Origin of the sequence: Hoylesella shahii, assembly GCF_937990675.1 — a bacterium.
Lineage (GTDB): Bacteria > Bacteroidota > Bacteroidia > Bacteroidales > Bacteroidaceae > Prevotella > Prevotella shahii.
Window position 1 is genome coordinate 1 of record NZ_CALKQY010000024.1, and the last position, 23,211, is coordinate 23,211.

General features: G+C 45.1%; 16 protein-coding genes and 1 pseudogene. 1 reads left to right on the forward strand and 16 read right to left on the reverse strand.

Translation table 11 applies throughout. The annotated features are described in order from the left end of the window. Positions 1-328: 328 nt before the first annotated feature. The 9 genes from QME03_RS03480 to QME03_RS03520 all read right to left on the reverse strand — a co-directional run bounded on the left by QME03_RS03480 (position 329) and on the right by QME03_RS03520 (position 16,452). A complete protein-coding gene (locus QME03_RS03480) occupies positions 329-691 on the reverse strand; it encodes a hypothetical protein (RefSeq protein WP_281723483.1) in 363 nt (120 codons plus the stop codon). 363 nt (positions 692-1,054) lie between these two features. Continuing rightward, positions 1,055-2,458, reverse strand: a complete 1,404-nt coding sequence (locus tag QME03_RS03485; RefSeq protein ID WP_281723484.1) for a THUMP-like domain-containing protein — start codon at positions 2,456-2,458, stop codon at positions 1,055-1,057. 350 nt (positions 2,459-2,808) lie between these two features. After that, positions 2,809-3,801 carry a discoidin domain-containing protein gene (locus QME03_RS03490; RefSeq protein ID WP_281723485.1) on the reverse strand — a complete coding sequence of 331 codons (993 nt, stop codon included), beginning with the start codon at positions 3,799-3,801 and terminating at the stop codon, positions 2,809-2,811. A gap of 98 nt (positions 3,802-3,899) precedes the next feature. Then, positions 3,900-5,063 carry a BT_3987 domain-containing protein gene (locus QME03_RS03495; protein ID WP_281723486.1) on the reverse strand — a complete coding sequence of 388 codons (1,164 nt, stop codon included), beginning with the start codon at positions 5,061-5,063 and terminating at the stop codon, positions 3,900-3,902. A gap of 22 nt (positions 5,064-5,085) precedes the next feature. Next, positions 5,086-6,189, reverse strand: coding sequence for a glycoside hydrolase family 18 (locus QME03_RS03500; RefSeq protein WP_281723487.1), 1,104 nt, complete (start codon positions 6,187-6,189; stop codon positions 5,086-5,088). Positions 6,190-6,410: 221 nt separating this feature from the next. After that, positions 6,411-7,955, reverse strand: a complete 1,545-nt coding sequence (locus QME03_RS03505) for a SusD/RagB family nutrient-binding outer membrane lipoprotein (RefSeq protein ID WP_281723488.1) — start codon at positions 7,953-7,955, stop codon at positions 6,411-6,413. Between the two features lie 46 nt (positions 7,956-8,001). Continuing rightward, the gene (locus QME03_RS03510) at positions 8,002-11,097 is read right to left on the reverse strand and encodes a SusC/RagA family TonB-linked outer membrane protein (protein ID WP_281723489.1); all 3,096 of its coding nucleotides are present in this window, start codon (positions 11,095-11,097) and stop codon (positions 8,002-8,004) included. A 1,004-nt stretch (positions 11,098-12,101) separates the two neighbouring features. After that, positions 12,102-13,364 (reverse strand): RagB/SusD family nutrient uptake outer membrane protein, encoded by a 1,263-nt coding sequence (locus tag QME03_RS03515; protein WP_281723490.1) that lies wholly within the window; start codon positions 13,362-13,364, stop codon positions 12,102-12,104. Positions 13,365-13,641: 277 nt separating this feature from the next. Beyond that, positions 13,642-16,452: a TonB-dependent receptor domain-containing protein gene (locus QME03_RS03520; protein WP_281723491.1), complete on the reverse strand. Its 2,811-nt coding sequence runs from the start codon at positions 16,450-16,452 to the stop codon at positions 13,642-13,644. Positions 16,453-16,811: 359 nt separating this feature from the next. On the opposite strand from QME03_RS03520, the gene QME03_RS03525 reads away from it, so the two are divergent. Beyond that, positions 16,812-17,198: a hypothetical protein gene (locus QME03_RS03525; protein ID WP_273113516.1), complete on the forward strand. Its 387-nt coding sequence runs from the start codon at positions 16,812-16,814 to the stop codon at positions 17,196-17,198. Positions 17,199-17,491: 293 nt separating this feature from the next. Here the strand turns inward: QME03_RS03525 and QME03_RS03530 are convergent, their stop codons facing one another. From QME03_RS03530 to QME03_RS03560, 7 genes and pseudogenes are all read right to left on the reverse strand, one after another. Then, entirely contained in the window at positions 17,492-17,602 is a 111-nt protein-coding gene (locus QME03_RS03530; RefSeq protein ID WP_156932255.1) for a smalltalk protein, read from the reverse strand. A 171-nt stretch (positions 17,603-17,773) separates the two neighbouring features. After that, entirely contained in the window at positions 17,774-18,238 is a 465-nt protein-coding gene (locus QME03_RS03535) for an HU family DNA-binding protein (protein WP_025817161.1), read from the reverse strand. A gap of 610 nt (positions 18,239-18,848) precedes the next feature. Next, entirely contained in the window at positions 18,849-19,280 is a 432-nt protein-coding gene (locus QME03_RS03540) for a D-Ala-D-Ala carboxypeptidase family metallohydrolase (RefSeq protein WP_025817160.1), read from the reverse strand. Positions 19,281-19,753: 473 nt separating this feature from the next. After that, the gene (locus QME03_RS03545; protein WP_281723492.1) at positions 19,754-20,152 is read right to left on the reverse strand and encodes a hypothetical protein; all 399 of its coding nucleotides are present in this window, start codon (positions 20,150-20,152) and stop codon (positions 19,754-19,756) included. Positions 20,153-20,571: 419 nt separating this feature from the next. After that, a complete protein-coding gene (locus tag QME03_RS03550) occupies positions 20,572-20,970 on the reverse strand; it encodes an FKBP-type peptidyl-prolyl cis-trans isomerase (RefSeq protein WP_025817158.1) in 399 nt (132 codons plus the stop codon). A 256-nt stretch (positions 20,971-21,226) separates the two neighbouring features. Next, on the reverse strand, positions 21,227-22,252 hold the full coding sequence (locus QME03_RS03555) for an adenine-specific methyltransferase EcoRI family protein (protein ID WP_281723493.1): 1,026 nt from the start codon (positions 22,250-22,252) through the stop codon (positions 21,227-21,229). Between the two features lie 19 nt (positions 22,253-22,271). Continuing rightward, positions 22,272-23,195: pseudogene (locus tag QME03_RS03560) on the reverse strand (EcoRI family type II restriction endonuclease). Positions 23,196-23,211 lie beyond the last annotated feature (16 nt).

Genomic DNA, 23,211 nt, shown 5'->3' on the forward strand with positions numbered 1-23,211 from the left:
CTCTTCCATCTCATAATCAATGTGTCAAAGAACTATCTCTTTTTGATGATATTTATTACCGTGCAATTTTATTGCACCAGTACTAATATTTTATTATGAATTATTGCAGTTCGTAAAGTTTTTCTGTGTAGAATAGGTTTACTCCATGGTAGACGATAAAATTAATGTAGCTTTCATTACCTAACCTAGTGTTGTAGTTTTGTTAAATATGGTATTGAAACTTTACAAAATATGCTCTGTATAACACTCCATTCTAGAAGAAAAAGCAGTTCAAAAGCTGCTTTTTTGCATGTTTTTTGGTCGTCTTGCATTTATTTTTACATTGTTTTTAAGTGTTGCATCTGCATTTTGCACCATTTAGCCCTTCTAAATGGTCGCTGAATGGCAATTTTTCATCTTCACAAAAACTGTATTTACTGGCTAAAAAGGCCTTTTTTATATTAGTTTTTACTGAAAAAGCTGCTTGTTTTTTTATCATTCGTGTGGCTAAAAGAGCTCGAAAAATCTGTAAAAAGCAGCTTTTAGTCTTGCGTTTAGCACGAGATAGCACTGCGTTTAGCACGAGATAGCACTGCGTTTTGTAGGAGATAGCACTGCGTTTTGCTACAAATAGCATTTGATTTAGCTGCAAAAAGCCCGTTTTATAGTAAAAAGTGCGGATTATTTCAACGAAAACACGGTTTGTCAGCATTCACAAACCATTGTCTTTTTAACCCAAACAAACCTTCGCGAGAATCGATTATTTGCGAGCGAGTGGAGGTTGGTGAGCAAAAAAGGCACTCACAATGTTAAATTTTATGCTGAATATTTTACATAGCGAAGAGTGGCGACTTACATTGCTACGGATATTTTGTGGCTTATCAAAAAAATATAAGTTGCTATCATTGAGTGTTGCCCGTTTTGGGCTTACTTGTGGACATTTTGTGAGTTGTATCGTTTAATCGTTGTAGACCATGTTTACCAAAATACCATGAGAAACAACCATTGGCAATCAAACAAAATCAGTACAGACATTAACAGCCATTCAAGGCAACACAACACAAGGCATTAGTCTCTACTCTACATTTGGAGAGAGGCAGTGGGCATGGCATTGTTTTCCCACTAACAACCAATGCTTGCCTTCAGCGTCGGTAGTGGCGAAGAGATAATGTTCACCGCCGTCTTTCAGCTTCAGTTTTTTGCGTAGCGCATCAGGCTTAAGGGGGAAGTTGCGCGTGGCAATGTTGGCTTTTTCAATGCCTTGGAGCGCCGTTTTAAGCTCGTGCTTGTTAAACGAAGATACCGACACCAGTTTAAAGGCACGTCCAGGGAAGTTAGGCACTTCGTTGTTAGAGACAAAAAGGTGTGAGTTGGGGGCAAAGGCTTGCACACCCATCCTGCAGCACAGCAAACCAAAGCACCCCGATTTCATTATGGCTGCATGCGGTTCGTAGAGAAACATTCCTGCTTGGGGATTCGTTTGAAGAGTGGTTTGAGGTGTGTTTTCGGCTTCGGCAAGCATATAACGAAAACATGCACCATCGTTATAGCAAGTAATCTCGGTGTCATTAGTTGTGTAAACGTTCTGTTCCCCCTTGAAGTTCAGTTTGTTAAGAGGAGCGTCCGCGGAATTTTCGTTTGTCGAATGGTTGTTGCCATTATCTTCGTAACTACCATTCGTTATCAAGAACAACAACTCTTTACATTCGTTTTTCACAGCCACGATGTGCAATTGTCTTACCCAAGCGCCCAGTTCTCGAAGTTTAACCAATGCCAATTGCCAATGCAGCATGGGCGAAAGTTTCACAGCCAGAACCTTACATTTGGCTAAAAGCTTGGGTAACAGTTCTAAAACGTTAGGCGAACAGTGTTCAATCAGTACCGTTTTAGCCCCATTCTTATCCCTACGAGCAGGGTCGAGATAAATGCAACTGGTGTATTGCATACGCTCTAGATAGCTTTCGGCCTCGCAGCACACCACCTCGGCCTGGTTAAGATTAAGTGCTTGCAAGTTGTGTAGGGCTAGTTGGCACAGCTGTTGTTGGTGCTCCACGTAAGTGGCATGGGCAAAACGTTGGGCAATAAACGAAAAATCAACCCCGAAGCCCCCAGTGAGGTCAACGAACGAGGTGTGTTCGCGCTTGTTTGTTAGTTGTTCGTCGTTGGTAGTATTGCGCTTAGTTTTTTGTGTTTTGCCCTTCAGTATCAAATTGTTAGTTATTTGCCACACCACGTCTGCCTTATATTGAGCAGTGGTTTGCGACGAGCATTGCTCCATAGAGAGGTGAGGCGGATACAAGATATTGGGGTTTTCGGCCCACGAAGGCAGTTTCTGACAAGCCGTTTGCCAACCCGCAATTTGGTCAAGGGCAAAAGGGAGGTCAATGTTTGGGGTGTTATGTTTGGTCAAAGCCAGTTGGGGCACGCTGTCGTTTCTATGTTGAGCAATGAAGTGTAGCGTTTCGTCGTTTGTTAGCATGTGGAGTTTGGGGGTTTGGGGTGAAGTGTGGGTTAGGCTTTTTAGCCGTGCAATGCTTGCCAAGGAACTGTTCGGTGCAGGCAAGGAGTGGCTTGCAGGGCATAAAATGGTTGTTATCCGTGTACCTATAATCAACGTTAAGGCCTTTTATTTATTGTCTGCCGTCTTACAAATATGTATGGCTGGGCATGCAGTGGTGATAAAAAAAGCCCCCACAGGCGTTTTATGGCCAATGGGGGCAATAGTTAGGATTGAGAAAGGTGGTATATCTTAGCAGCTTTGTTGTGTAAACCATAGTGCCGCGAAAGGCGAAGGGTTAGCAATGCAGCTAAGAAATACTTGGTTGACGCTTATTGATAAACGTTGAGTTCGCCAATAGCAAGCGTTCTCGAAGAGTTAGCTTTTATGTTGGTGAGTCTGATATATTGGCAATTAACAGGCTTAGTGAAGCGCACAACGAAGGGATTAGCATTGGCAATGTTAGCCGAAGAGTTGGTAATCTCGCCTTGTTTTGTCCATGTAATCCAGTCTTTGCTAGTTTCAACCGTTAAGGTTTTAACTGTCCAGTTGGTATATCCAGTAGCGGGCAACACTTCGAAAGCACTAATCAAGGTGGGGTTGTCAAAGCTAACCACAAAGGTGAAAGGTCCGTTAGAAACGTAGTTCCACCACATGTTGTAAGCGCCGGTGCTACCGTCTGTTAGCTGATTAACGGCAGAGTTGTAGCCATCAACCACCCAGTAGTCTGAAGTGCTCATAGCAGTAAGTCCATCGGTGTTGCCATCATCCACCAGGTTACTTTCCTTATAGTTAATGGTGATGTTCATATTGCCGTAGTTGCTAGCCACGTCGACCCCTTGTGCAGCGTTAAGTGTTAGCGTAACGGCACCTTTAGAGCGCGAAGTGAGCAGTGTATCGAGTGCAGCGCCCTGCTGAGCAACCACTTTGATGGGTTCGGTAGACACCAATGCACCCTTAGCAATGGTAACAGTAGGGGTGAGAATGTTAACAGCGCCTTTATCCAAAGCAACAGCACCATCAGTTTTAGTAGCCGAAGGATTTTCGGCAACGCTCACTTGGAGGTCTTTGTCGAGTGCCGAAGAAAGGCGTACATAAAACTCAACCGTATCTTTTTTTACGATAAGTTCGCCATTGGCGTTTACAACGTTTAGCTCACCTTTGTTGCCTTGGTTAGCCAAGTCGTGAATGTAAAGTTTAGGAAGGTTGCTTGTTTCGGCCACAGTGTAGAGTGGAGTACCCACTTCGGGTTCGCTTTGGCAGGCAGTAAGCATAGAAGCAAGCCCTATGAAGGCTGGCAGGGTTATCTTTAAGATTGATTTCATATGGATAATCTTTCGTCTGAATGTTAATTAATTTGCGTTTGTGCAACTTGCCCCTAAAGCATAAATGCGCCATGAGGCAAGTTGCCGAAAGCTATAAATTATTTTCCGTCGATGCGAACGTTATGAATCCAGGTAGGAACAGTAGTAGCCTTACCTTCGTTGCCGTGTCCGGTGGCATCCTTAAAGGTGTCGCCGCTTCCCTCGTTCATCTTCCAGTAAGCTTCCAGACCATCGCTAGAGGGGTCGCATTCGTACATATCGTTAATAATTTCGTTTTGAGTACGAGCCTTAGTCCACAAACGAAGTTCACTTACTTTTACGTTAGATACGAAGTGTGTGGCGCTAGCAAAACGCATAATATTGCTCAAATTAACCACCTTTCCAGGCAAATCCATCGAAGAATCGAGTTTACCGTTGACGTAAATCGAAAGTTTTGTTCCTTCGCAAACAAATGCCAGGTGATACCAAGTGTTGGTTTTGAACAGTTGCTTGCTATTAAGCTGCGAACCTTGTGTTTTAATCTGTAGGCGGTTACCTTCGATGGCAGCGTCACCAAAGCGCGTATAGATTTCGCCTTCCTTACCCGATGGTGCCCAGCCACCGAAGAGCATTTGGTTGTTAAGTTCACCAATTTCAGTACCCAGTTGGTCGATATTCACGTTCATTTCAACCGTCCACGAAGTGAGGGCATATTCTTTACGCATGTTGAAGGTGATGCGCGAAGCGTAGTTGATAACAGGAACGTCTTGGCGAACCACTTGAGCCATGACGAAAAGTATCTTACTGCCCGACTCGAGCACCTCGTTAACGCCATTCTTGCTTTTTAGTTTAAGGGCAAGAGCATATTTTTTACCAGATTCTTTGATAGAATCGGGGAACGTTTTCACCGTAATTTTCACGGGAGTAGAAGTTATCTCACCAGCTTCAACCGTAGCTTCGGTGTTAGAGAGTTCGTACAAGCTACTTGGCAAGGCCACATATTTGGTAGAATTACGTTGGTTGTATTCTGCCAAAGCAGCTTCGTCGACAACGGCTTCGAAAGTGCTTGTTTGTTGAGCAGGAGAAGAAAGCCTTACGATAATAGGCTGTTCTACAACGTCTTCGCCAACGGTGAGTCTTATCGAAGTGTTGCCGTTGGTTTTTGTATCATCCCAAAAGGCCTGATTTGTAAGTACGCTGTATTCTGCATTGTTACAAGCAGTAAGTGCGAGGGCAGCAAAAACCATTGCAGCCACCTTTTTTGTTATGCTGTATTTTTTCATTCTAGCTAATGGTTAGATATTATTACTTAATCGAAGGGTTCATAATTTGGATAGCTTTGCGCAACCAGGGGTAAGTGGTTTGCGCCGAAGACTGTCCGTATTCGTACTCCATGTGGTACGAACCTACGCCACCCTTCTTGTAGGTTTTACCATCGTAGGTGGGTTGCCAGTAAGCCATACCCAAGAGCGAGGGGATGGTTGTACTCAATTTGGTAGTGAAATTAACGCCACCTTTTGCGGCATAGTTTTCAAAGTTTTCGCAAACAATAATTTTCTTTGCTACTTCTTCAGCCGACATTTTGTTTTGGAAGTGGTTGATTTGAACAGCCAAACGGTCGTTTAGTTCATAGTCGCTTGTTGTGGTGTAGGCCTGAAGGATGAAATAATCGAAGTGGTTGCCTAGTGAGTCGGGCAGAGCATTGGGCTCACCGTCTACAACGAGCATCTTGTTGGTGCCCGATTTTGGGCCGATGCGCTTACTCAGGGCCTTAACGAATGCAGGCATAACACCCTGTTCGGTCCACAATTCTTTATCGGTGGCAAAGGGTTGAGCAAAGTTGGGTTCGGCATCGATGTCGAAACCATCATAACCATACTTGTCAATGCTATCGCAAATGGCGTTAGCATATTTCTCGGCAGCAGCAATTCTCGAAGCGTTGGTGTCGCCCCAGCCCCAGAATTCTTTTCTCCATTGCTTCCAAGTGGTTCCGGCAGCCGCTTTATCGGCTGGGATAGGCGGTGTAAGTTGGTCGCCAATGTCCATCACGATGAAACACATCAGCACCTTAGTGCCTTTCACTTTTTGTACAAACTCAAGGTCTTTCTTTTGTTTGTCGTTGAGGTTGCTCCAGTTTCCCCAAAGCGAAACGAAGTCGACACTGTCGGGAAGTCCCTTCAGCGAGTTGTTAAGCATAGCCGCTTCGCCAGTCCAGTTACCAAACCAGCCGAAAGATTTTTCGTGATCACTGTTTTTGTATTCGCGCAATTTAGCGTAGTATTCTTCGCTTTTGTTGGTAACGGTAAGGTTTGTTGGGTCCTTAATTTCGGTATCCGTCCAATCGCTGCATGCCGTTAGAGCCATCGAAGCAGCCGCAAGCCACAGCAAGGTTTTATTTTTAATATTCATCGAATTCTTATTTTATTGTTGTTGAGAATGTGTGTAAGTAAGAAGCGCGCCTAGCAGAAGCGAAAAAGGGTGAAGGGGTTGGCGGTGAAAGGGGCTTGTTGTTTGAGTCTATACTTTTTGAGTATAGGTTGTTGACTGCCAAGCTTTGGTTTCAGGTCTTAACACCCTCACTCTTTTCTCTTCTTATCGTTTTTAACTTCTTACGTCTCTAACTTACCTTGTTATTTCTTTTGCCACCACATTTTGGCTGCATAGTCGTCCGTTCCACCAATCAACTGCACGGCCTTGCGGTAGTTAACAGGGTTTTTGGTTAGCTCGTCGTTTGCGAAAGGAATGCGGTTGGGAACATCGAGATTGTAGCCCGAAGTGCTTTGAGCCACAGGGAACACCTTAGGATAGCCTGTGCGTCGTATTTCGCTCCAGGCTTCTTGTCCGTCGGGGAACAAAGCAATCCATTTTTGAGTAATCAGACGTTCAAGCTTTTTCTCATCGGTAGCGGTGTCGTCCCATTTGATGGTAATAGAGCTAACAGCAGCAACGTTTTGTCCGTAACCACCGTCTGCATCGGTGTAGTTGGCTTGTGTGTTGGTGTTATTTGACAGATAGCTAGAAGCACTACCCAAGCCCCATTGTTCGAACGAGAGTGATATAGCTCTGTTGTACAAGTCTTCAACGGTTCCACCCATTCCACTCCATCCTGCTAGAGCACCCTCAGCACGACAGAAAGCCATTTCGGCAGCAGTGAGCCATACGCCACGAGTGTTCTTATCTACTTTGGCTTCAGAGTAAAGCTTGTCGGCAATGGTTTTGTTTTCAATCTTTGCACCAGCCAAACATCCGATGATTGTGCGAGTGGTAAACTGTTTTGCAGGTTTGAAATAGGCACTGAGACGCGGGTCTGAATAACCAGTGAGGAAACATTCTAGGTCGGCGCAAGCACGACTATCACCCCATTCAACCGATGTTTTGTATTGTCCGTTGGGTACATAAGTAACCGCGCAGTTGTCTTCATTGCTTGTAATAACGCCAGCAGCCACAGCTTCTTCTCCAGCTTTTTTAGCAGCAGCGGGGTCGGCATAGCGCATACGAATGGCCAATCTCAACTTTAAAGAATTGGCAAGTTTATACCACTTACCAAGTTGTCCGGCATATACCTTGTCGAACTCTTCATTTAGAGTTGTTTCGAGGTTTGGTTTGAGCAGTGTTGCAGCCGTGTCTAGGTTAGCAATGAGTAGTTTATAAACATTCTCTTGCGACGAGTAAGCGGCAGCATCAGCTTCAAGACCAACAGGAAGAGCGCCATACATATCAACATAGCGTTGATAAACCTGTGCGCGCAGCACCAAAGCTTGAGCGTAGAACACGCCTTTACGGTTTGTTTTTTCAACAATGCTATTGAAAGCCGAGGTGGCTTTGGGTAGAGAATTGTTGAAAGGCCAACTCACCCAGCCATTAGGAGCATTAAAGCGAGCAAAGTTTTTGTCGCTAAAGCCATTGTTGGCATAGGTCATAAAGCGTCCCAGATAGTTACCAATGAGGTCTTCGGTCATTTGGTAAGTATTCTCTTGTTCGGGGAAAGCCTCATTAACCAATTGGGTAAGAAACGAACTGGTGGCGTAGTTATCGCGGTCCAATTCCTCCTGTGATATCTTTTGTCCTGGTCGGTTTTCTTCTTCGAAGCCAGCCGTGCAAGCCGTTTGCATGGCGACACCTCCCACGAAGAGAGCTGCAAAGGCCATCGACTTGAATATATTGTTATTGCTCATTGTTGTATTCTTTATTTTGAATATCATATAAAATACGCGTGTGGCGTTAGAATTTCACTTTTACGTTGAAGCCCAACGAACGCAAGCTAGGTTGCATGAAGTAGTCGAAACCTTGATAGTATGTTCCGGTAGAAGCTACAGATTCGGGATCGAATGGGGCTTTGTTGTAAATGAAGAACAAGTTGTTGGCGGTTAGTCCAAGCGAGAGTTCCATGCCTTTAATCCATTTCTTAGGAATGGTGTAGCCAATGTGTGCTTCTTGCAGGCGTGCATTGGTAGCGCTGTAGATGTATTCGCTCCAGATGGGGTTGTCGCCACCCACGATGCGGTAGTAGTTTTCTGCACTAATCTTACCGCCGTTGATTTCTATACCACCGTTGTTGCGAGCGTCGGCCGTGCGTTTAGATACACCCCATGAGTCGAGAATGGCCTGTGTTTGCGACAACACGATGCCACCGAAGCGGGCTGTGATGAGGAAACCGAAGTTAAAGCCTTTCCAAGCAAACTCGTTTGAGAAACCGATGTTGGCCTTAGGTAATACCGAACCGCGATAAACGGCGTTGCTTAGGTTCTCTTGCATGATACCACCTGTGTTGTCGGTAGCAATATTGCCTTCGCTGTCGCGACGGAAATCGGTAGACATATAGATGTCTCCCATTGTTCCACCCTTCTTCAAAATAATTTCTGCACCAGAAAGTCCGCCTTTCTTAGCCACTTCTGTATCATCGTCGAACAGTTTAATAATTTTGTTTTGGTTAGAACTAAAGGTGAACGAAGAGTTCCAATCTAGGTCGCCGAAGCGATGATTATAACCCAACGATAGTTCAATACCGCGGTTGCGGATGTTACCCAGCTGGATATATTCCCTGTCGTAGCCACCTACAGAGATGTTGCGCACCAATGTTTGCTTGTGCGTGTTGCTCTGATAGAGTGTCAAGTCGAGTGTAAGGGCGTTGTTAAAGAAGCGTGCGGTAAGACCAGCTTCCCACGAGTCGGTACGTTCGGGGTAGAAAGTTTTGGGGAAAAGATAAGTCACCGTGCTGTAAGTTCCCGTTGCGGGCACGTATTCGTAGCGCCAAGGCGATGTGATGTTTGGCGAAATAGCGCTACCTACCGATGCCCACGATGCGCGAACCTTGAGGTAATTAATAAACTTGGGCATCTCGGTCATTTGTGAAATAACGGCCGACATACCTACTGAGGGGTAGAAGAAGGATTCGTTGCTGGTTCCGTCGAGCGCCGAATCCCAGTCGTTACGTCCTGTAAGGGTTAGGTATAAAATGCTCTTCCAACCCAATTCCACGTTCGCGAACAGCGAATTAACGGCGTGTTTGTGCAAATCGTAGATAGGACGGTTGTCGTTTGTAACCTCAGAGTAGTCGATGGCATTGGGGGTGAAGATGTTTGAGGGGGCTTTCAAACCGCCTTGATGGCCTTCGTTGTCGTATTTAGTTCTTGAGAACGAACCACCCACGTTGGCTCCAATAGAAAAGGTTTCGAACGATTTGTTAATGTTGGCCATTAGGTCTCCGTAGAGCGAACGGTCGTTAACCTTTGCATGTCCGTAATATCCATACTTCGAATGTGCAAAGAGGTCGATGGTTGATGCATAGCGTTTGTCTTCTTGTTTAACGGCTGCATCGTCCCAACGAAGTCTTCCCGTAACGTCCAACCAGTCGGTTACCTTGTATTTTAGGCTTCCGCTAAGCATATAACGGCTACGATTGTTTTCGCGAACCATACGATGTGCCACCCAATAGGGGTTTTGCATCTTCAGCGCATCGCCAAAGTTCCAGTTCTGCACATAGATGCCACGATTAGAATCGTATAGTTCGTAGGTGCGAATAGCATCGAAGCTTTCTCCACGAGGGAAGAGATAAACCGAGGTGAGGGGGTTAAACCATTGACCTTGAGCTGTAAGGTTGCGGTCGTTCTCAAGGATATAGTTCAATCCAAAGTCCAAAGTAAGCTTGTCGTTAAGCATACTTGTGGTGTTTCTGAACGTAAAGTTGTAGCGGTTATACTTGTTGTTGGGCAAGATACCTGCAGCGTTGGTGCTACCAACCGACAAATAGGTTTGGTTTTTCTCGTTACCTGCGGTAATTGCTACGTTGTTTTGTATGTTCGTACCCGTATTGAAGAAGTTCTTTGGTTCGTAGTTTCCGTAGGGCGAAGCTTGTTTGTCACCCCAACTGGTGTTACTACCGGGCTTGTTGATATATTCGTTTTGGAATTCGGGCATGATAAAGGGGTTAGCAAACTGTGTGCTGTGGCTAACCGTAACGCTAACCTTGCCTTCTTTTCCTTTCTTTGTGGTAATCATCACAACACCTTGTGCAGCAGCCGAACCATAAAGTGCAGCGGCAGCCGGACCACTAAGCACCGAAATGCTTTCGATATCTTCGGGGTTGATGTCGGCAATGCCTTCCGAACCGGGTTGCGATGCATACATACCACCCGTTTCGCCGTGCGAAGTGTTGGTAATTGGCACACCGTCGATTACATACAAGGCTTGGTTGCTTTGTGAAATACTCTTAGGACCACGCATCACCACGCGAGTAGCGCCACCCATACCAGCCGAAGAGGCATTAATGTTGATACCAGCTACCTTTCCGTTAAGCGAGTTCATGAAGTTGGTGCTCTTAACGGTAGTAAGATCGTCGGTTCCCACCTTCTGAACGTTGTAGCTAAGTGCTTTTTCTGAACGGCGGATACCAAGTGCCGTAACAACAACTTCCTCTATTTGTTTAGACTCCGACTCAAGCGTTACGCTTACGTTACCATTTGCAGGTACTGCCACTTCCATGGTTTTGTGTCCCAGGTAGCTGATAACGAGCGTTGCTCCAGTGTTGGTTGTGAGGGTGAAGTTACCATCAATATCGGTAACTGTGGCAGCTTGTCCGCCCTTAACACGAACGGTGGCACCGATAATAGGCTCCTTTAAGCTGTCGAAAACTGTTCCCGTAACCTTCACTTCATTACGGTTTTGTTGAAGATTGTTGGCCGCAGAGGCCCCGGCTTTTTCTGTTAGTTGCTTGGCAATCGCTGCCCCTTCTTGGTTGGGGATGGCGTTGTTGGCCATTGCGCCAGCGCTAATACTAACAAGGAAAACTGCCGTTGACAGGATTCTTTCCTTTTTCATAGATGCTATTTTGAATGACTTTTTAAATTAATGTTTCGTTGTTGGTGTGTGGCTACCCATTATCTGTGGTGCCGAAGATTGTATTTCTTTGTTTTTGCCTGGTGTTGGCATGTATGTGATGCTGGTCATCTCACTTGGTCGCTATGCAAATACGATGCGCCTACGCTGCTTGAGCAGAGTGCGCGATGCCATAGACCACACTTTTGGCGTGGTGAAGCAATACTCGACATAATGAATTACAGGGATGCGCTAACCCTTCCGAGCAACGTGGTGTGACTCAGTTTTTGGGGGATTGCGTCGTTTTGTTGGATGTTCCTAATGTTGTAAAACACGATTTTCTTATTGAATTAATTGCGCTGAGACCTGATGGTGTAGTCTGCGCATACTGTGTCAAGGTGAGAAGGGCGCTATTTGTTGGCCCATAACTTGATTTTTTGCCTGGTGAGTGATGCCCTAGGCCTGGTAGTGGGACTGTAAATGCGTTTGTTTCCCACTTAAAAATACGCCATAAATGGTGTTATTGATGTTTGAAAACTCAATCTTAACGAATGTTATCACTGTTGCAAAGGTATTGAAATTCTTGATATAAAACAATTATTAGTGGTAAATTAACATTCGTTATGCGTTTTCACTCCGTAGTCTTTTGCTTTTAATTTCGTGTTTAGGTCTCCTTTGTTTCGTGTGTTTTATGGCTGCTATTATGCTAGTCATTCTTCTGCTGCTGTGTGTTTTGCGTATTTCTCGATAGGATACGCGAATACTTCTTTATTAATATGGTGGTAAAGGGTCGTGGTTGGTTTGGCTTTACCTAACCAACCACAACACTTTTCTGTGTGCTATTCTTATTTGTAAAAGGTAGTTAACAAGCGAAAGGTTGTGATTTGGCCTTCTCTTGCTACGCCTGCTCCAGTATGTATATCTCTTGAGGCGGATAACGTGGGGCGAATTGTTGCTCCAGTCTTCATCCTTTCAAGTGTTCAACAGTCCCAAAGCCTGCGTTGTGCTTATTTATATTCCAATTCGGGCATGGGGATGTACTTCACTTTGCGGGCCTTCCAGGCTGTTAAAGCGGCCGTATTACCCATGTCGCGACGCAAGTCGTCTATGCGACAGCCATGAAGAAACAGGAACACATGGCGCCAGTGGGCCAGCTCTTCCAGTGTGGGAACAGTGCTAATGCTTTGAGTTGAGGCGTATTGTGCCATCACCTCGTTCACCAATTGCGTTGCATCGCCCTGCATCTTTCCTCTTACTATCAATTCGGCCTTGATGAGTTTCATTTCTGTTTCGTCGATGATAACCACGGGTCCGTATTTCTCTAAGCTAGTAAGATAGCGATGCCCATCTTTATTCTTGTCCGTCTTGATGGCTGCTTTCTCGGCATTTCCGTTGAGCGAAGCCACCAACGATGCGTCCACTTGGGCGTTAATCGCAGGTAGTCCTACGGCCGAATACAGTTCGTTTGCGCCGCCATTGATGTTGTACATAATGTCTACTTGCAGTCCATTGCTGTAGGCTTCGGGCCAAAGCGTTGCTGCCTCGTCATATTGTTGTCGTTGCATGGCTAGCTTCACCATCAGCATGCGCACCTGCTTCACTGCCGTTTGGGCAACAAATGCACCTTTTTTATCGCCCAACTCTTTGCTTGTGGCTTCGGTTAAAGCTTGCGAATAGTGTTGCTGCGCCTTGTTGAGCAACTCTTCGTTGCTAATAATCTCGTTGTTTATGCGCACGCCGTCGGCTTTATCGGTGCTTTGCGAGAACATTTTACCCAGCAGTTGGTAAGCCAATCCTGCGTAGAGATGCCCTGTGTATCGAGCATAGGCACGCACGGCATCGAAGTTTTCCGTTCCATCGTTGCTCAATTGCTGTTCCACTTGCAACACTTCTTCGGCCCTAGCCCTAAAGTTTTGCAGTTGGTTCCAGGTGTTGGCCACGTCGCTATTGGGCTTAACGTCGTCGTTTTTCAGTTGTTTATAAATCAAGAAGTTGGGTTTTTTGGTGGGTTCAATCTCATCGGTCATTGCTCCCGATGTGAGGAATGCTGCCGAAGCGGCCACGCCTGCCAATGTTTTCACGTTGGCAATCATGGCTCCGTCTTTCACTTCTTTAGTGCGAATGGTGGCCAACATGCTAGGCGTTACTATCTGTTCGGCAGTAATCATGTTGTTGGGTGTCTTGGCATTGTCTATCCAGCCATCGCACGATGTTAGGCAGATGGCCATGGCCATCGTTGCTATTGATAATTGTATTGCTTTCATTTTCATTTTTAAAACGGCATCACCCCAACCTCTCTCTAAAGAACGAGGGGAGTGAAGGGCCTTGTTAATTGATAGGGTTGCTGTAAACGGGTAAGGAGTTAAGATGTTAAGCTGTATGCCTTTGTCGTTAAACGGTAAACATTACTTGTCACTCCCTCAGCTTAAAAGTTTGTAAAGCTCTCAACGCGCTAGCTTGCCTATTCGTTATTTTGTTAACTCATCAAGCACATCACGCCCCCCTGGCCCTTTGAAGAGGGGATGGGGGTTAGGCTTCTTTCTCTTCTTAAAATTCTATTTGTAACGTACCTGTAAATGTTTTTGCCGAAGGCGCATTGGTTACGTCGCGCGACAAACTACCCATTCCACGTGTTTGGCGCGTTCCGCCGTTGGCTTCCACCTGTGGTTCAATACCGCTATAATTGGTAAAGAGTAGCAGGTTTTGGGCTGTAAACAGCAGTTTGGCGCCCTTCACTGCTCCTTTTGTTAGGCGTTGAGCCAATGCATTGGCGTTATAGCCCAGCGAAATAGACGACATACGCAGGAAATCGGCTTTCTCCACGTAGTTAGCTCTGCTTCTTTCGGTGCGTGCCAACTGTTCGGCCACGTTGCGATAGGCTTCTGTTCCAATTGTTTCGGCGGCCAGTTGTGCGCGTAAGTCTTCGCGTTTTTTCAGGTTATCGCCCAGTCCTGCCGTGTTATAGAAACTCTGGTTATACACCGATGCGCCAAGAGCCCAGTTAAATTTGGTGCTCAATGTGAGGTTCGAAAGCAGTCGAAGTTCAAACCCAAAGGCGCCATTAAAGTCGGGGAAGGGTTTACCCAGGTAATGATATTCGTCGCTTTCGCTTGCGCCAATGTATTTACCCGTGGCGTCGTATTTTGCTCCTGTCACCTCTTTATAATAGAAGGCGTAAGCGGGTTGCCCCTCTTTCAGCACGTTTGGTAGGTTCTCAATGTCCACACCGCCCGTGTCCATTACGCGGTTGCCTTGATAGTTAGCCGTAACAAAGATATTCAGGTCGGCCGTTTTGGCTGCGTTTTGCCATGCTTTCCAGTTCCAGCTTAGTTCCACTCCCCAGCCGTTTACCCTTCCCACGTTATGTGGTTCGTTGCCAATCCATCCGTTACTGCTTAGTAGGGGCGTGTAGATAATGGCGTCTGTGGTAAGTTGGGCATAGGCCGTTAGTCCTAGTTGGTGGCGTGCTGGCGTCCAGTCTAGTCCGGCTTCTATCTCTCGCATGCGTTCGGGACGGATGTTGTCGTTTCCTTTTTGTCCAGGAACAAGCAGCGGACCATAGGCCGACATGCCTTTAACCTGGTAGTAGGTGAAGGCATCTGTGGGGTAGGGCAGACGGCCCGACTCACCGTAAGCGGTGCGCACCTTGGCATTCCCCATGTTATATGCCACGCTTAACGAGGGGTAATAAATGCTAGCCACATTGCGACCGATAAGGTTCGAGGCATCTCTTCGCAAACCGGCGTTCACAAATAGGTGGTTGTCGTAGTTCAAAAAGGCTTCGCCATACACACCCCAGGTGCGTTGTTCAAAGCTTGTTTCCTCCACCGAGCGTTGTGCTGCTGCTGCGATGTTGTCAATGTCGGCAGGGAAAATCGAAGCAATGGTTTTGTTCATTGTTTCGCGTCGCTGTACTATTTGCGACAGCAGCGTTGCTGTTAAGTGCCATTTTGGTGCTAGTTCAAACTGTCTACTAGCTTTCCAGTCCCATGTAATATTTTGGTTACGACGGTTCGAAAGTGTCTTTGCGCCCTCGTCGTTAGTACCCAGCAGGTAGCCATAGGGTAGCGAATACAGTCCTTCGATGTGGTTAAGGTCCATACCCATTTGCGTTTCCAGTTTGATATCGTAGGGCAGCACATAAGCCAAACGCAGCGAGGCTGTCAGTCGGTCGTTGTCGTATTTCCATTTCATGGCGCGCCAAGTGCGTTCCGAAACATATCCCCATGGTTTTTGTGCACGCATCAGGTTCCAGATAGCATCGTTTCTTCCTTGTGCTGTTTGCGGTATGCTAATGTTTCCGTTTACATATCCCACAGCAAAGTTCAGTGCGAAAGCTCCTTGTTTTAGGTCGTATGCGGCGCGCAATGCGTGGCGCACATCTTTGTTTCCTGGCACAATTCCGCCTGTATGGTTTTCGTTAAGCGAGAAAAACAATTGGTTGCCTGGTGCAAAGTTCTTGGTAAAACTGGCGTAGGCACTGGCGTTATGCCCCGTAACAAAGAAGTTGTTGATGTCGGTGTTGTTCACAAACTGGGTGTATTCTCTAGCCTTAGTGCTCCATCCCACCGACACTTTGGCCGAAGCCGATAGCTTTCCGCGTTCAGCATTGGCTGTGCTTTGTCTTTTGGTGGTTATCACGATAACGCCGTTTGCGGCCTCCGCACCATACGAGGCTGCTGCTGCCGGACCCTTAATGATGTCTATTGATGCGATGTCGTCCATGGGTAGGTCGTTCAATGCGCTCATTGCGTCTTGCGCTGTGTTGATGTCCGATGTGTGCGAGTTGTTATATCTCACGCCATCGATGTACACAATGGGGTCGCGGTCCATGCTCAGTGTTGCACCACTACGCACGTTAAAGCGGATGGGCATACCCACCTTACCATTGCTTTGAAACATCTGCATACCGCTAACCCGTCCATCGAGCAGGTCGCTAAGGTTCGAGGCCTGTCCCTTGTCTAGCAGTTTCGTGGCATCAAGGTGAGCCACATCTGCGCCAATAGCCTTTTTGTTTCGTGCACTGGCAATACTAGCCACCACGTTCACTTCTTTGAGCATAACGCCTTTAGTGAGCGCCACCACAGTGTTTTGTTGTGTATTGGCAATGTTTACCTCTTTGTTTTCATAGCCCACATAGGTAACATTGAGTTTATCGCCTTGTTTGGCGTTAATCTTAAATTCTCCGTTCATGTCCGAAACGGTTTTTTCTCCGTTGGGTTTAGCAATAACGGCACCTATGAGCGGTTCTTTTGTTTCTGAGTCTAGCACAATGCCCGACACAATGTTCTGCGCCATTGCCCCACAAAACAGGGTGGCAAGGGTGCAAAGCATAATAGCTCTCTTAAAAGTTATCATGAATACAAATAATATAAGTAATGTAAATAAGGTGTCAAAGTTACTACAATTGCGCGTCTTTGGCAATACCTAAAAATGGTGATTACTTGTTCTGCGCCTGTGCTTTGTGCCCTGCACGATAACGCCATAACTCGCCATTGCATTTCTCTTTTCTTCTTTTCTGCCACTCGTCACATCTATTTTTAAGGTGTAATAAATTGGTGCGGGTTGTGTGTCTTGTTTGTGTTAATTATTATGATATATATAAAAGTAAAACATTTAAAACTTGTTTTTGTCGTATTTATACTGTAATTTTGTGGCAGAATCTTGTTTAATACAGAAATTAAACATACGTTTTAATCATTTTAAATTTATCAAATATGAAAAAAATTCTAAGCTTAACCGCTCTCATTTGTCTAATTATTGTGGCCATCTCTAGTGTATCTTGTAGTAAGAACGACGACCCTGCAGATAACGACCTTTTTGTTGGAACATACAAAGGCCATATCTCTTATACGGATGCTGATGGCAAGAAAAGTGCAGATAATGGTTCTGTTACGGTTGTGAAAGCTGGTGGCGAATACTATTTTAGATTTTCAGATGGCATACCCGACTTGAAAGGGGTTCGTTTCAAGAAAGATGGCGACCACACTTTGGTGAACATCGATTTGAAAGAAGGGCTACATTTCGTTAGAATTGATGCTTCTTCATTGACCATCTTATATACTAAAGATAATAAAGTATGGACGGCTAACGCTAAACGCTAGTTCTAATTGTAACGAAGATAATGCCCCGAGACGTGATGGTCTTGGGGTTTTTCGTTTCTTCACCCAGAGTTTGATTGGTTTAATTGGTCTTTTATAGTTGCTTGCAACTCTTTCTAAGATGGGCAATCCAAAGAAAACGCGGGTTAGGAACTTGTCCCAACCCGCGTTAACGAGCGTGTGTTTGTTGAAGTTGAGGCTAACCCAATAGCCAACTGCAACTGAACATGGCAACGGTGGTGGCTAGTAGGGCGATGGATTTGAGGACGAAGAGTATCACCTCTCGCTGCTCGCGACTAATCTTCATCGCCCAATCCTTTGCCTGCAATCACGCCAAGCACGGCTGTGGCAATGGCGGCAATTACTTTGATGATTAACTTGAAGGTGGATAGTTTCTGGGTGTTCATTGTGCTTTGAAATCTTTTAAAGGTGAAAAGGCTTTTAAGGGTTAAAGGATGGAGGGGTTTTAAAGGTGAAAGGGTGAGAGGGTGGCGAGGGCTGAAAGGCGTTAAGCAAACGGATAAGCCAAACGAATAGTTGGTGTTAGCCTTTGTCACCCTTTCACCTTTTTACCCTTATTAATGTCCAGGTGTTGGAACTGGGGTGTTATTCTTTTTCTTTTTCTTCTCAATCATGTTGAGAGGCAGTTCTTGCACGCGGCAACCATCTAGCAAGGCCTTGTTGCGAGTCTTGTCTTTGTTTACCTTAGCCTGCGGACGGAAGAGCACGTGCGTGCCCACAACATTCTTAGTGACGTTGAAGTCTTCGGCTGTGAGGGCGGGTTTGGTTTTGATGCCAATGCGGAATGTGCCCAGACCATCGAGACGAACGCTCTTCGAGTTTTGCAATTGGTCTTTCAGCACGTCAATAAGTTCGGCGATAACTGCCAAGATGTCTGCTTTCTTCACCGTGCAGTTTTGCTGCATGATGTTGGCAATGGTTGCCGTGTCTACTGTCTCGATGGCGATGGCGCGTGCATACCATTGACCTTTGAACTTGCTCTTGGGATTCTTCTCTTGACGAAGTTTATACATTACTGCCATAATTGTTTGTTGTTTAAAAGTTTTTTTGATTAATAATGTTTTCGTTGTATCGGTAATGGCCATCCGTTTCGCCCTTTTAGGGTGGGGGAAAGTACGTTTTGCGCTAGTCGACATCGCGCTTCCTCTTTCTGCCTCTTGGTGGGCGATGGTGTGGTTGCTTACTGATTACGTTTGCAAAGTTACTAAATCTAGGTGCCCTTGTCAAGTTATGGTGGTGTAGTGATGAGGATAGTGTTTGGTGTAGCTTTTGTAAGACCTTGATTTTAAACCAAATCTGTCGTTATAGTCTGTGCCTACCCTGCGCGTTGTTGTGCACATTGCCTGTCTTTTTCTTGACGCCGCAGTGCACTAGGCCCAAAGAGTAAGAGAGGTAAGAAACCTACAAACCCGCGATAGACGAACTGTAAGCAATATAAACAATATAATATAGGTGATAGTTGGTCTAACACTCAATTTGGGTTTAAGCCCAACTTAAGGGCTATATGGCGGTGTGCTTGGGCGTATAAAGGCGTAAGCTTTGACCAATGCTAAAGGGCGAGTTGGGTAAGCGTTTGCTTTTTCCCAACTCGCCCTTAGTGTGTTGCGGTTGTGTTGTGGGCGCGATGTGTGCCTAAACATTTATTTCTGATTGGTTTTTGCGATTGCCATCTGCATTATACGACACATGCAGCCAGTTTGCGCCGTCGCTTTGCCGATGTTCAAACAGCAACTGGTCGTAGTCCAGTCGTTCGGCCACGAAGTGATACATCTTCATGGCCACCTCTTTATTAGAGAGGTGTATGTCGGCCGCTTGTCCCAGTAGGTGTTGCGAATTGGGTTTGCCCCCCACTAGGTTGTTAAGTTCTTCGCAACGGTAGCCACTTGTTATGCGTATCACACCAAAACGGTGGCGTAAGGGTTCTAATACGTGCTCACAGAGTAGGCGAAGGTTGTTCACTACGTGGGTTGACGGGGTATTCGCAATGTTATGGCGTATTGCTACACCCGAACGTACAAACTCTTCGAGGGTGAAATGCGGTGTCAATGCTTGGTTAAGGTTCATGTTGTTTTGAGTTTATTAGTTGGTGAGGTTCTGTTTTTGAGTTTATGAGGATTTGAGTTATTGAGTTTATGAGTTTATGAGGATTTGGGTTATTGAGTTATTGAGTTTATGAGTTTATGAGGATTTGAGTTATTGAGTTATTGAGTTTTTGAGTTTATGAGGATTTGGGTTTATAAGTTGATGAGTTTTTGGGTTGTGTGGACTTTGTTTTGAGTTTATAAGTTTTTGGGTTCATGAGTTTTTTGGTTGTGTGGGACGTTGTTTTATTTTTTTTGGTTGTGTGGGTTTTGTTTGTGTTGACAAGTTTCAGCGTTTATAAGTCTCTAAGCTAACGAATACGTAAACTCACCAACTCACCAACTCATCAACTCAAAAACTCAAAAACTCAAATCCTCATCAACTCATCAACTCACAACCTCATCAACTCAAAAACACAAATCCTCACCAACTCAAAAACTCACAACCTCACAACCTCACACCGCCATCCATGTATGCAACGGTTGGGTTATTCCTCGTTCGTAAAGCAGATGGCAATATCGTTCTAGTAGTGGAGCCTGTTTCGTGTTTTTTCGTTGCATGGCTTTGCCCACAAAGGCGCTGGGGTTTCGGGGCATGGAGAGCAAAAAGTTGTCGCAGGCGCGTTGCACCATCCATAGAAAGGTGGCGGGGCGTCCTTGGTCGTCGCGCACATAAGAGAAGGTATAGGCCAGGTGTACCATCTCCAGTAGGTCGGTTTTGGTGCCAATCCACCTTTGCTTTCCAGGGTGTTGAGTAGAGAGCAAGGGCGCGAATGCCTTGATGAGGTGTTGTCGGGCTAGTGTTAGTCGCTGCTTGCTGTCGGTGTGTTCTGGGTTGTTAAGAAGATTATTCATACAGATTTCTTTTGGATTTATTGTTTGATTTCTGCTGCAAACTTACTACGAGAAAATGAAAAGACCTTTCAATACTAAAGTTTTTCTGTTAATAAAGAATAACCCAACGCCCCTCAACACTAACCCAATAACGCGCTTACTCCCTTTGTTGCTCAACTTAAGCTGTGACACATGTGGCTAGGTGCAAGGTGTGCCCTTGGCGAGGGTTAAGCCCCAACGTGGCGTTGCCCTTATATATATAAGGTGTACCAACACAAATAAAAGGCTTACCCAAGCCAGGGCAAGCCTTTTAGTGATGTGACAACGGCGTTGTTGCAGCGCGCGTTGCTCATCACTTCCCAGTGTAAACAGCCATTAGCGCTTCACTCGCCTCGGTTTTTATCTTCTTTTTGCAACTAGACTGCATGTTTGGCAAGCATTTAGCCCACGCCCAACAGCTCCACTTCAAACACCAGCGTCGACCCACCAGGTATTCCCGGTTGCGAAAACTTGCCATAAGCCACATCGGCCGGCAAATACAGTTCCCATTTGTCGCCCACATGCATCTGTTGCAGGGCAATTATCCAGCCCTCAATAAGGTCGCACAGTCGGCAAGCAAGGGGCGCGCCACCCAGGCTCGAGTCGAATTTACGCCCATTGATGGTTCGCCCCGTGTAATGCACTGTTACGATGCTTCGTGGCGAGGGGCTTGCGCCGCTCCCTTCGCCTTGCTTAATCACCTTATACATCACGCCTTTCTCCAGGCCTTTCACGCCTTCTTCTTTCTTTTTCTCTTCCAGCCATCGTTTGTTGGCTTCTATATATTCACGTTTTGCCATGTTGTTGAGGGTTGTTGTTGTGACTATTTTGTAATCTTACAAGTCTTACTTAGACATGTACTGCCTGGATTTGGACAGTAGTTTCACCTCTGCCCTCCGTGGTGGATATTGCTGAGGCTATAAAGGCCTCAATAAATGTAAACCCGCCAATGAGTGAATAGGTTCGTATTGAAGCCTATTTAATAGGTTTGATACGCAGTATATCGTATTCATACTAATTTTTCTCAAGCAGATAAGAAAGATGAAAAAGTCAAGATTACTTCAATGACACTGATTGATATTTATCAGCCAAGCGCTTGATTTTAGGATTGACATGTTTGTTTTTGATAATAATCCTGAAATAAGGGCACTTCCCGTTTATTGATAAGTCTTTATCATCGTTTCCCTTTCTGAATTTTATTATCTCAAATTGATGCGGGTTAAACTTATGTAGAAATGTTATCGGCACTCCCATATATCCGCAATAATCTTGTGGAATGTCCTTTGTTCTATTGACATTGATACCATCATAATTATCGTATTTAGGATATTCTTGTTCGTATCCGATATAACTTTTAGTTAGCAAAATATCTTCATGCCGTATGAAGTTATCCAGATTCGTAAGCCACAAGCAATTATTGGGAGAAATAATCCTTTCCCCTAATTCGTTTATCTTTGTTTCTGTTCCGTAGAGTTCATAATGTGCTGGCACGATAAATCCAGAAATACCTCTGCCAAGATTAACTCCAAGCCATGCCTTATTGTCTTGAATGAGCTTGAAGATTTCTTTATATGTAATGGCGTTGATGTTCCCGATAATAAGAAATTTCTTGTCGTATCTCATTAATTGTGCCACATACTCTCGAAACAAGGAAAAGGGCGGATTGGTAACAATTATATCTGATTGTTTAAGCAAGGCTATGCTTTCATGACTGCGAAAGTCGCCGTCTCCCTTGAAGTAAACGATGTTGGCTGTCTTTGGGTCGGTGCCAGTAAGTTCTGTTCCTGTGTATTCAAAGAAAAATCCATGATTGTTTTCTTTTGTTTCAAACAAGTCCACATGCTGTTCCTTATAACAGGCTGCAATAACTTTCTTGAGTCCCAACTTCTTGAAACGAGAAACAAAATATCTGAAAAAGTTGCTGATGTGTGGGTCATCACAATTGCAATACACCACTTTGCCTTTAAAATGACTTTCATAATGCTGCAACTCGCTTTCTATGTCGGCAAGCTGTGTATAGAACTCATCATTCTTTTGCTTTTTCGCCTTTTGCAGTAACTCGTTTGTAGCTTTTCTTGCCATACTTCAATATCTGTTTAAATTACTTTTTCTGGGTTAGCTGCTTAAATAAGTCGCTACCCAACATTTTCAAAGAAGTTCTTGAAATATCAAGCATGATTTCGAGCATCTTCTCATTATTCCATCTTTCTCCGTTTCCCTGCGCGTAAATGGATGTTGCTTGAAGCATGATAGTCTTGTCTTTATATTTGATGAACTTGTTTTTGCACAAGTTTGTATTGATAGGCATGCCGTAGTTGGCTGCGGTCAGTCTGTCCAGCCTGTTCAGCATTCCCGAATTGTATTCGAGTGTAACAACTCTTCCGTCAGGACGTTTAACAGAAATGGTCTCTGTAAGGAAATTCGACCCTCCCAAGAATAGCACATAAGGAAAGTGCAACTCTGTCAACATCAGATTGGCAAATTCAGCAATGTTCTTATGAGACCTCTCAATGGCATTACCTGCAGCCATAATATCTTGGTTGTCCTTTTTCCCAACAAGTTTGCCTGCCTTGATGTTTTCAATATCCTTTCCCTGATGCTTTGCCTCACAAACCAATACAACCCTCCAGTCTCCATTATCGTCTTTCACTTCTACAATTCCCCCATCAGGGATAATACTTGAATTTGGAACGAAAAGCGTTTGCCCCAATTCCGGGTCAATTTTCTTTAAAGCTTCGTTAATCTCTTCTTTTCCGTTTCGTGAAAAGTGCGTTTTCTCGCCATGACAATGTTCGAGCAAGCTCGACATTGTTCATTTGGCTTAACGAAAACGTTCTTTCTTGATGCTCGTTCTAAATCGAAATTCCAATTGCGGGAACTCTTCTTGAAGCTTATTAAGGGCAAGACGAGAAACCTCACCGACAGTCATGTCGTGTGTCTTCGCTTCTTCTCCGAAAATACCGACAACTCCTTTCGACTCCTTTTGTTGGGTTGTTAGTCTGTTGGACTGATTCTTTTTCGACATATATTTGTTTCTCAAT

Bases quoted from the DNA above. Each gene is read 5' to 3' on its own strand.
- QME03_RS03480 (WP_281723483.1), bottom strand. From the start codon at position 691: ATGCTGACAAACCGTGTTTTCGTTGAAATAATCCGCACTTTTTACTAT.
- QME03_RS03485 (WP_281723484.1), bottom strand. From the start codon at position 2,458: ATGCTAACAAACGACGAAACGCTACACTTCATTGCTCAACATAGAAAC.
- QME03_RS03490 (WP_281723485.1), bottom strand. From the start codon at position 3,801: ATGAAATCAATCTTAAAGATAACCCTGCCAGCCTTCATAGGGCTTGCT.
- QME03_RS03495 (WP_281723486.1), bottom strand. From the start codon at position 5,063: ATGAAAAAATACAGCATAACAAAAAAGGTGGCTGCAATGGTTTTTGCT.
- QME03_RS03500 (WP_281723487.1), bottom strand. From the start codon at position 6,189: ATGAATATTAAAAATAAAACCTTGCTGTGGCTTGCGGCTGCTTCGATG.
- QME03_RS03505 (WP_281723488.1), bottom strand. From the start codon at position 7,955: ATGAGCAATAACAATATATTCAAGTCGATGGCCTTTGCAGCTCTCTTC.
- QME03_RS03510 (WP_281723489.1), bottom strand. From the start codon at position 11,097: ATGAAAAAGGAAAGAATCCTGTCAACGGCAGTTTTCCTTGTTAGTATT.
- QME03_RS03515 (WP_281723490.1), bottom strand. From the start codon at position 13,364: ATGAAAATGAAAGCAATACAATTATCAATAGCAACGATGGCCATGGCC.
- QME03_RS03520 (WP_281723491.1), bottom strand. From the start codon at position 16,452: ATGATAACTTTTAAGAGAGCTATTATGCTTTGCACCCTTGCCACCCTG.
- QME03_RS03525 (WP_273113516.1), top strand. From the start codon at position 16,812: ATGAAAAAAATTCTAAGCTTAACCGCTCTCATTTGTCTAATTATTGTG.
- QME03_RS03530 (WP_156932255.1), bottom strand. From the start codon at position 17,602: ATGAACACCCAGAAACTATCCACCTTCAAGTTAATCATCAAAGTAATT.
- QME03_RS03535 (WP_025817161.1), bottom strand. From the start codon at position 18,238: ATGGCAGTAATGTATAAACTTCGTCAAGAGAAGAATCCCAAGAGCAAG.
- QME03_RS03540 (WP_025817160.1), bottom strand. From the start codon at position 19,280: ATGAACCTTAACCAAGCATTGACACCGCATTTCACCCTCGAAGAGTTT.
- QME03_RS03545 (WP_281723492.1), bottom strand. From the start codon at position 20,152: ATGAATAATCTTCTTAACAACCCAGAACACACCGACAGCAAGCAGCGA.
- QME03_RS03550 (WP_025817158.1), bottom strand. From the start codon at position 20,970: ATGGCAAAACGTGAATATATAGAAGCCAACAAACGATGGCTGGAAGAG.
- QME03_RS03555 (WP_281723493.1), bottom strand. From the start codon at position 22,252: ATGGCAAGAAAAGCTACAAACGAGTTACTGCAAAAGGCGAAAAAGCAA.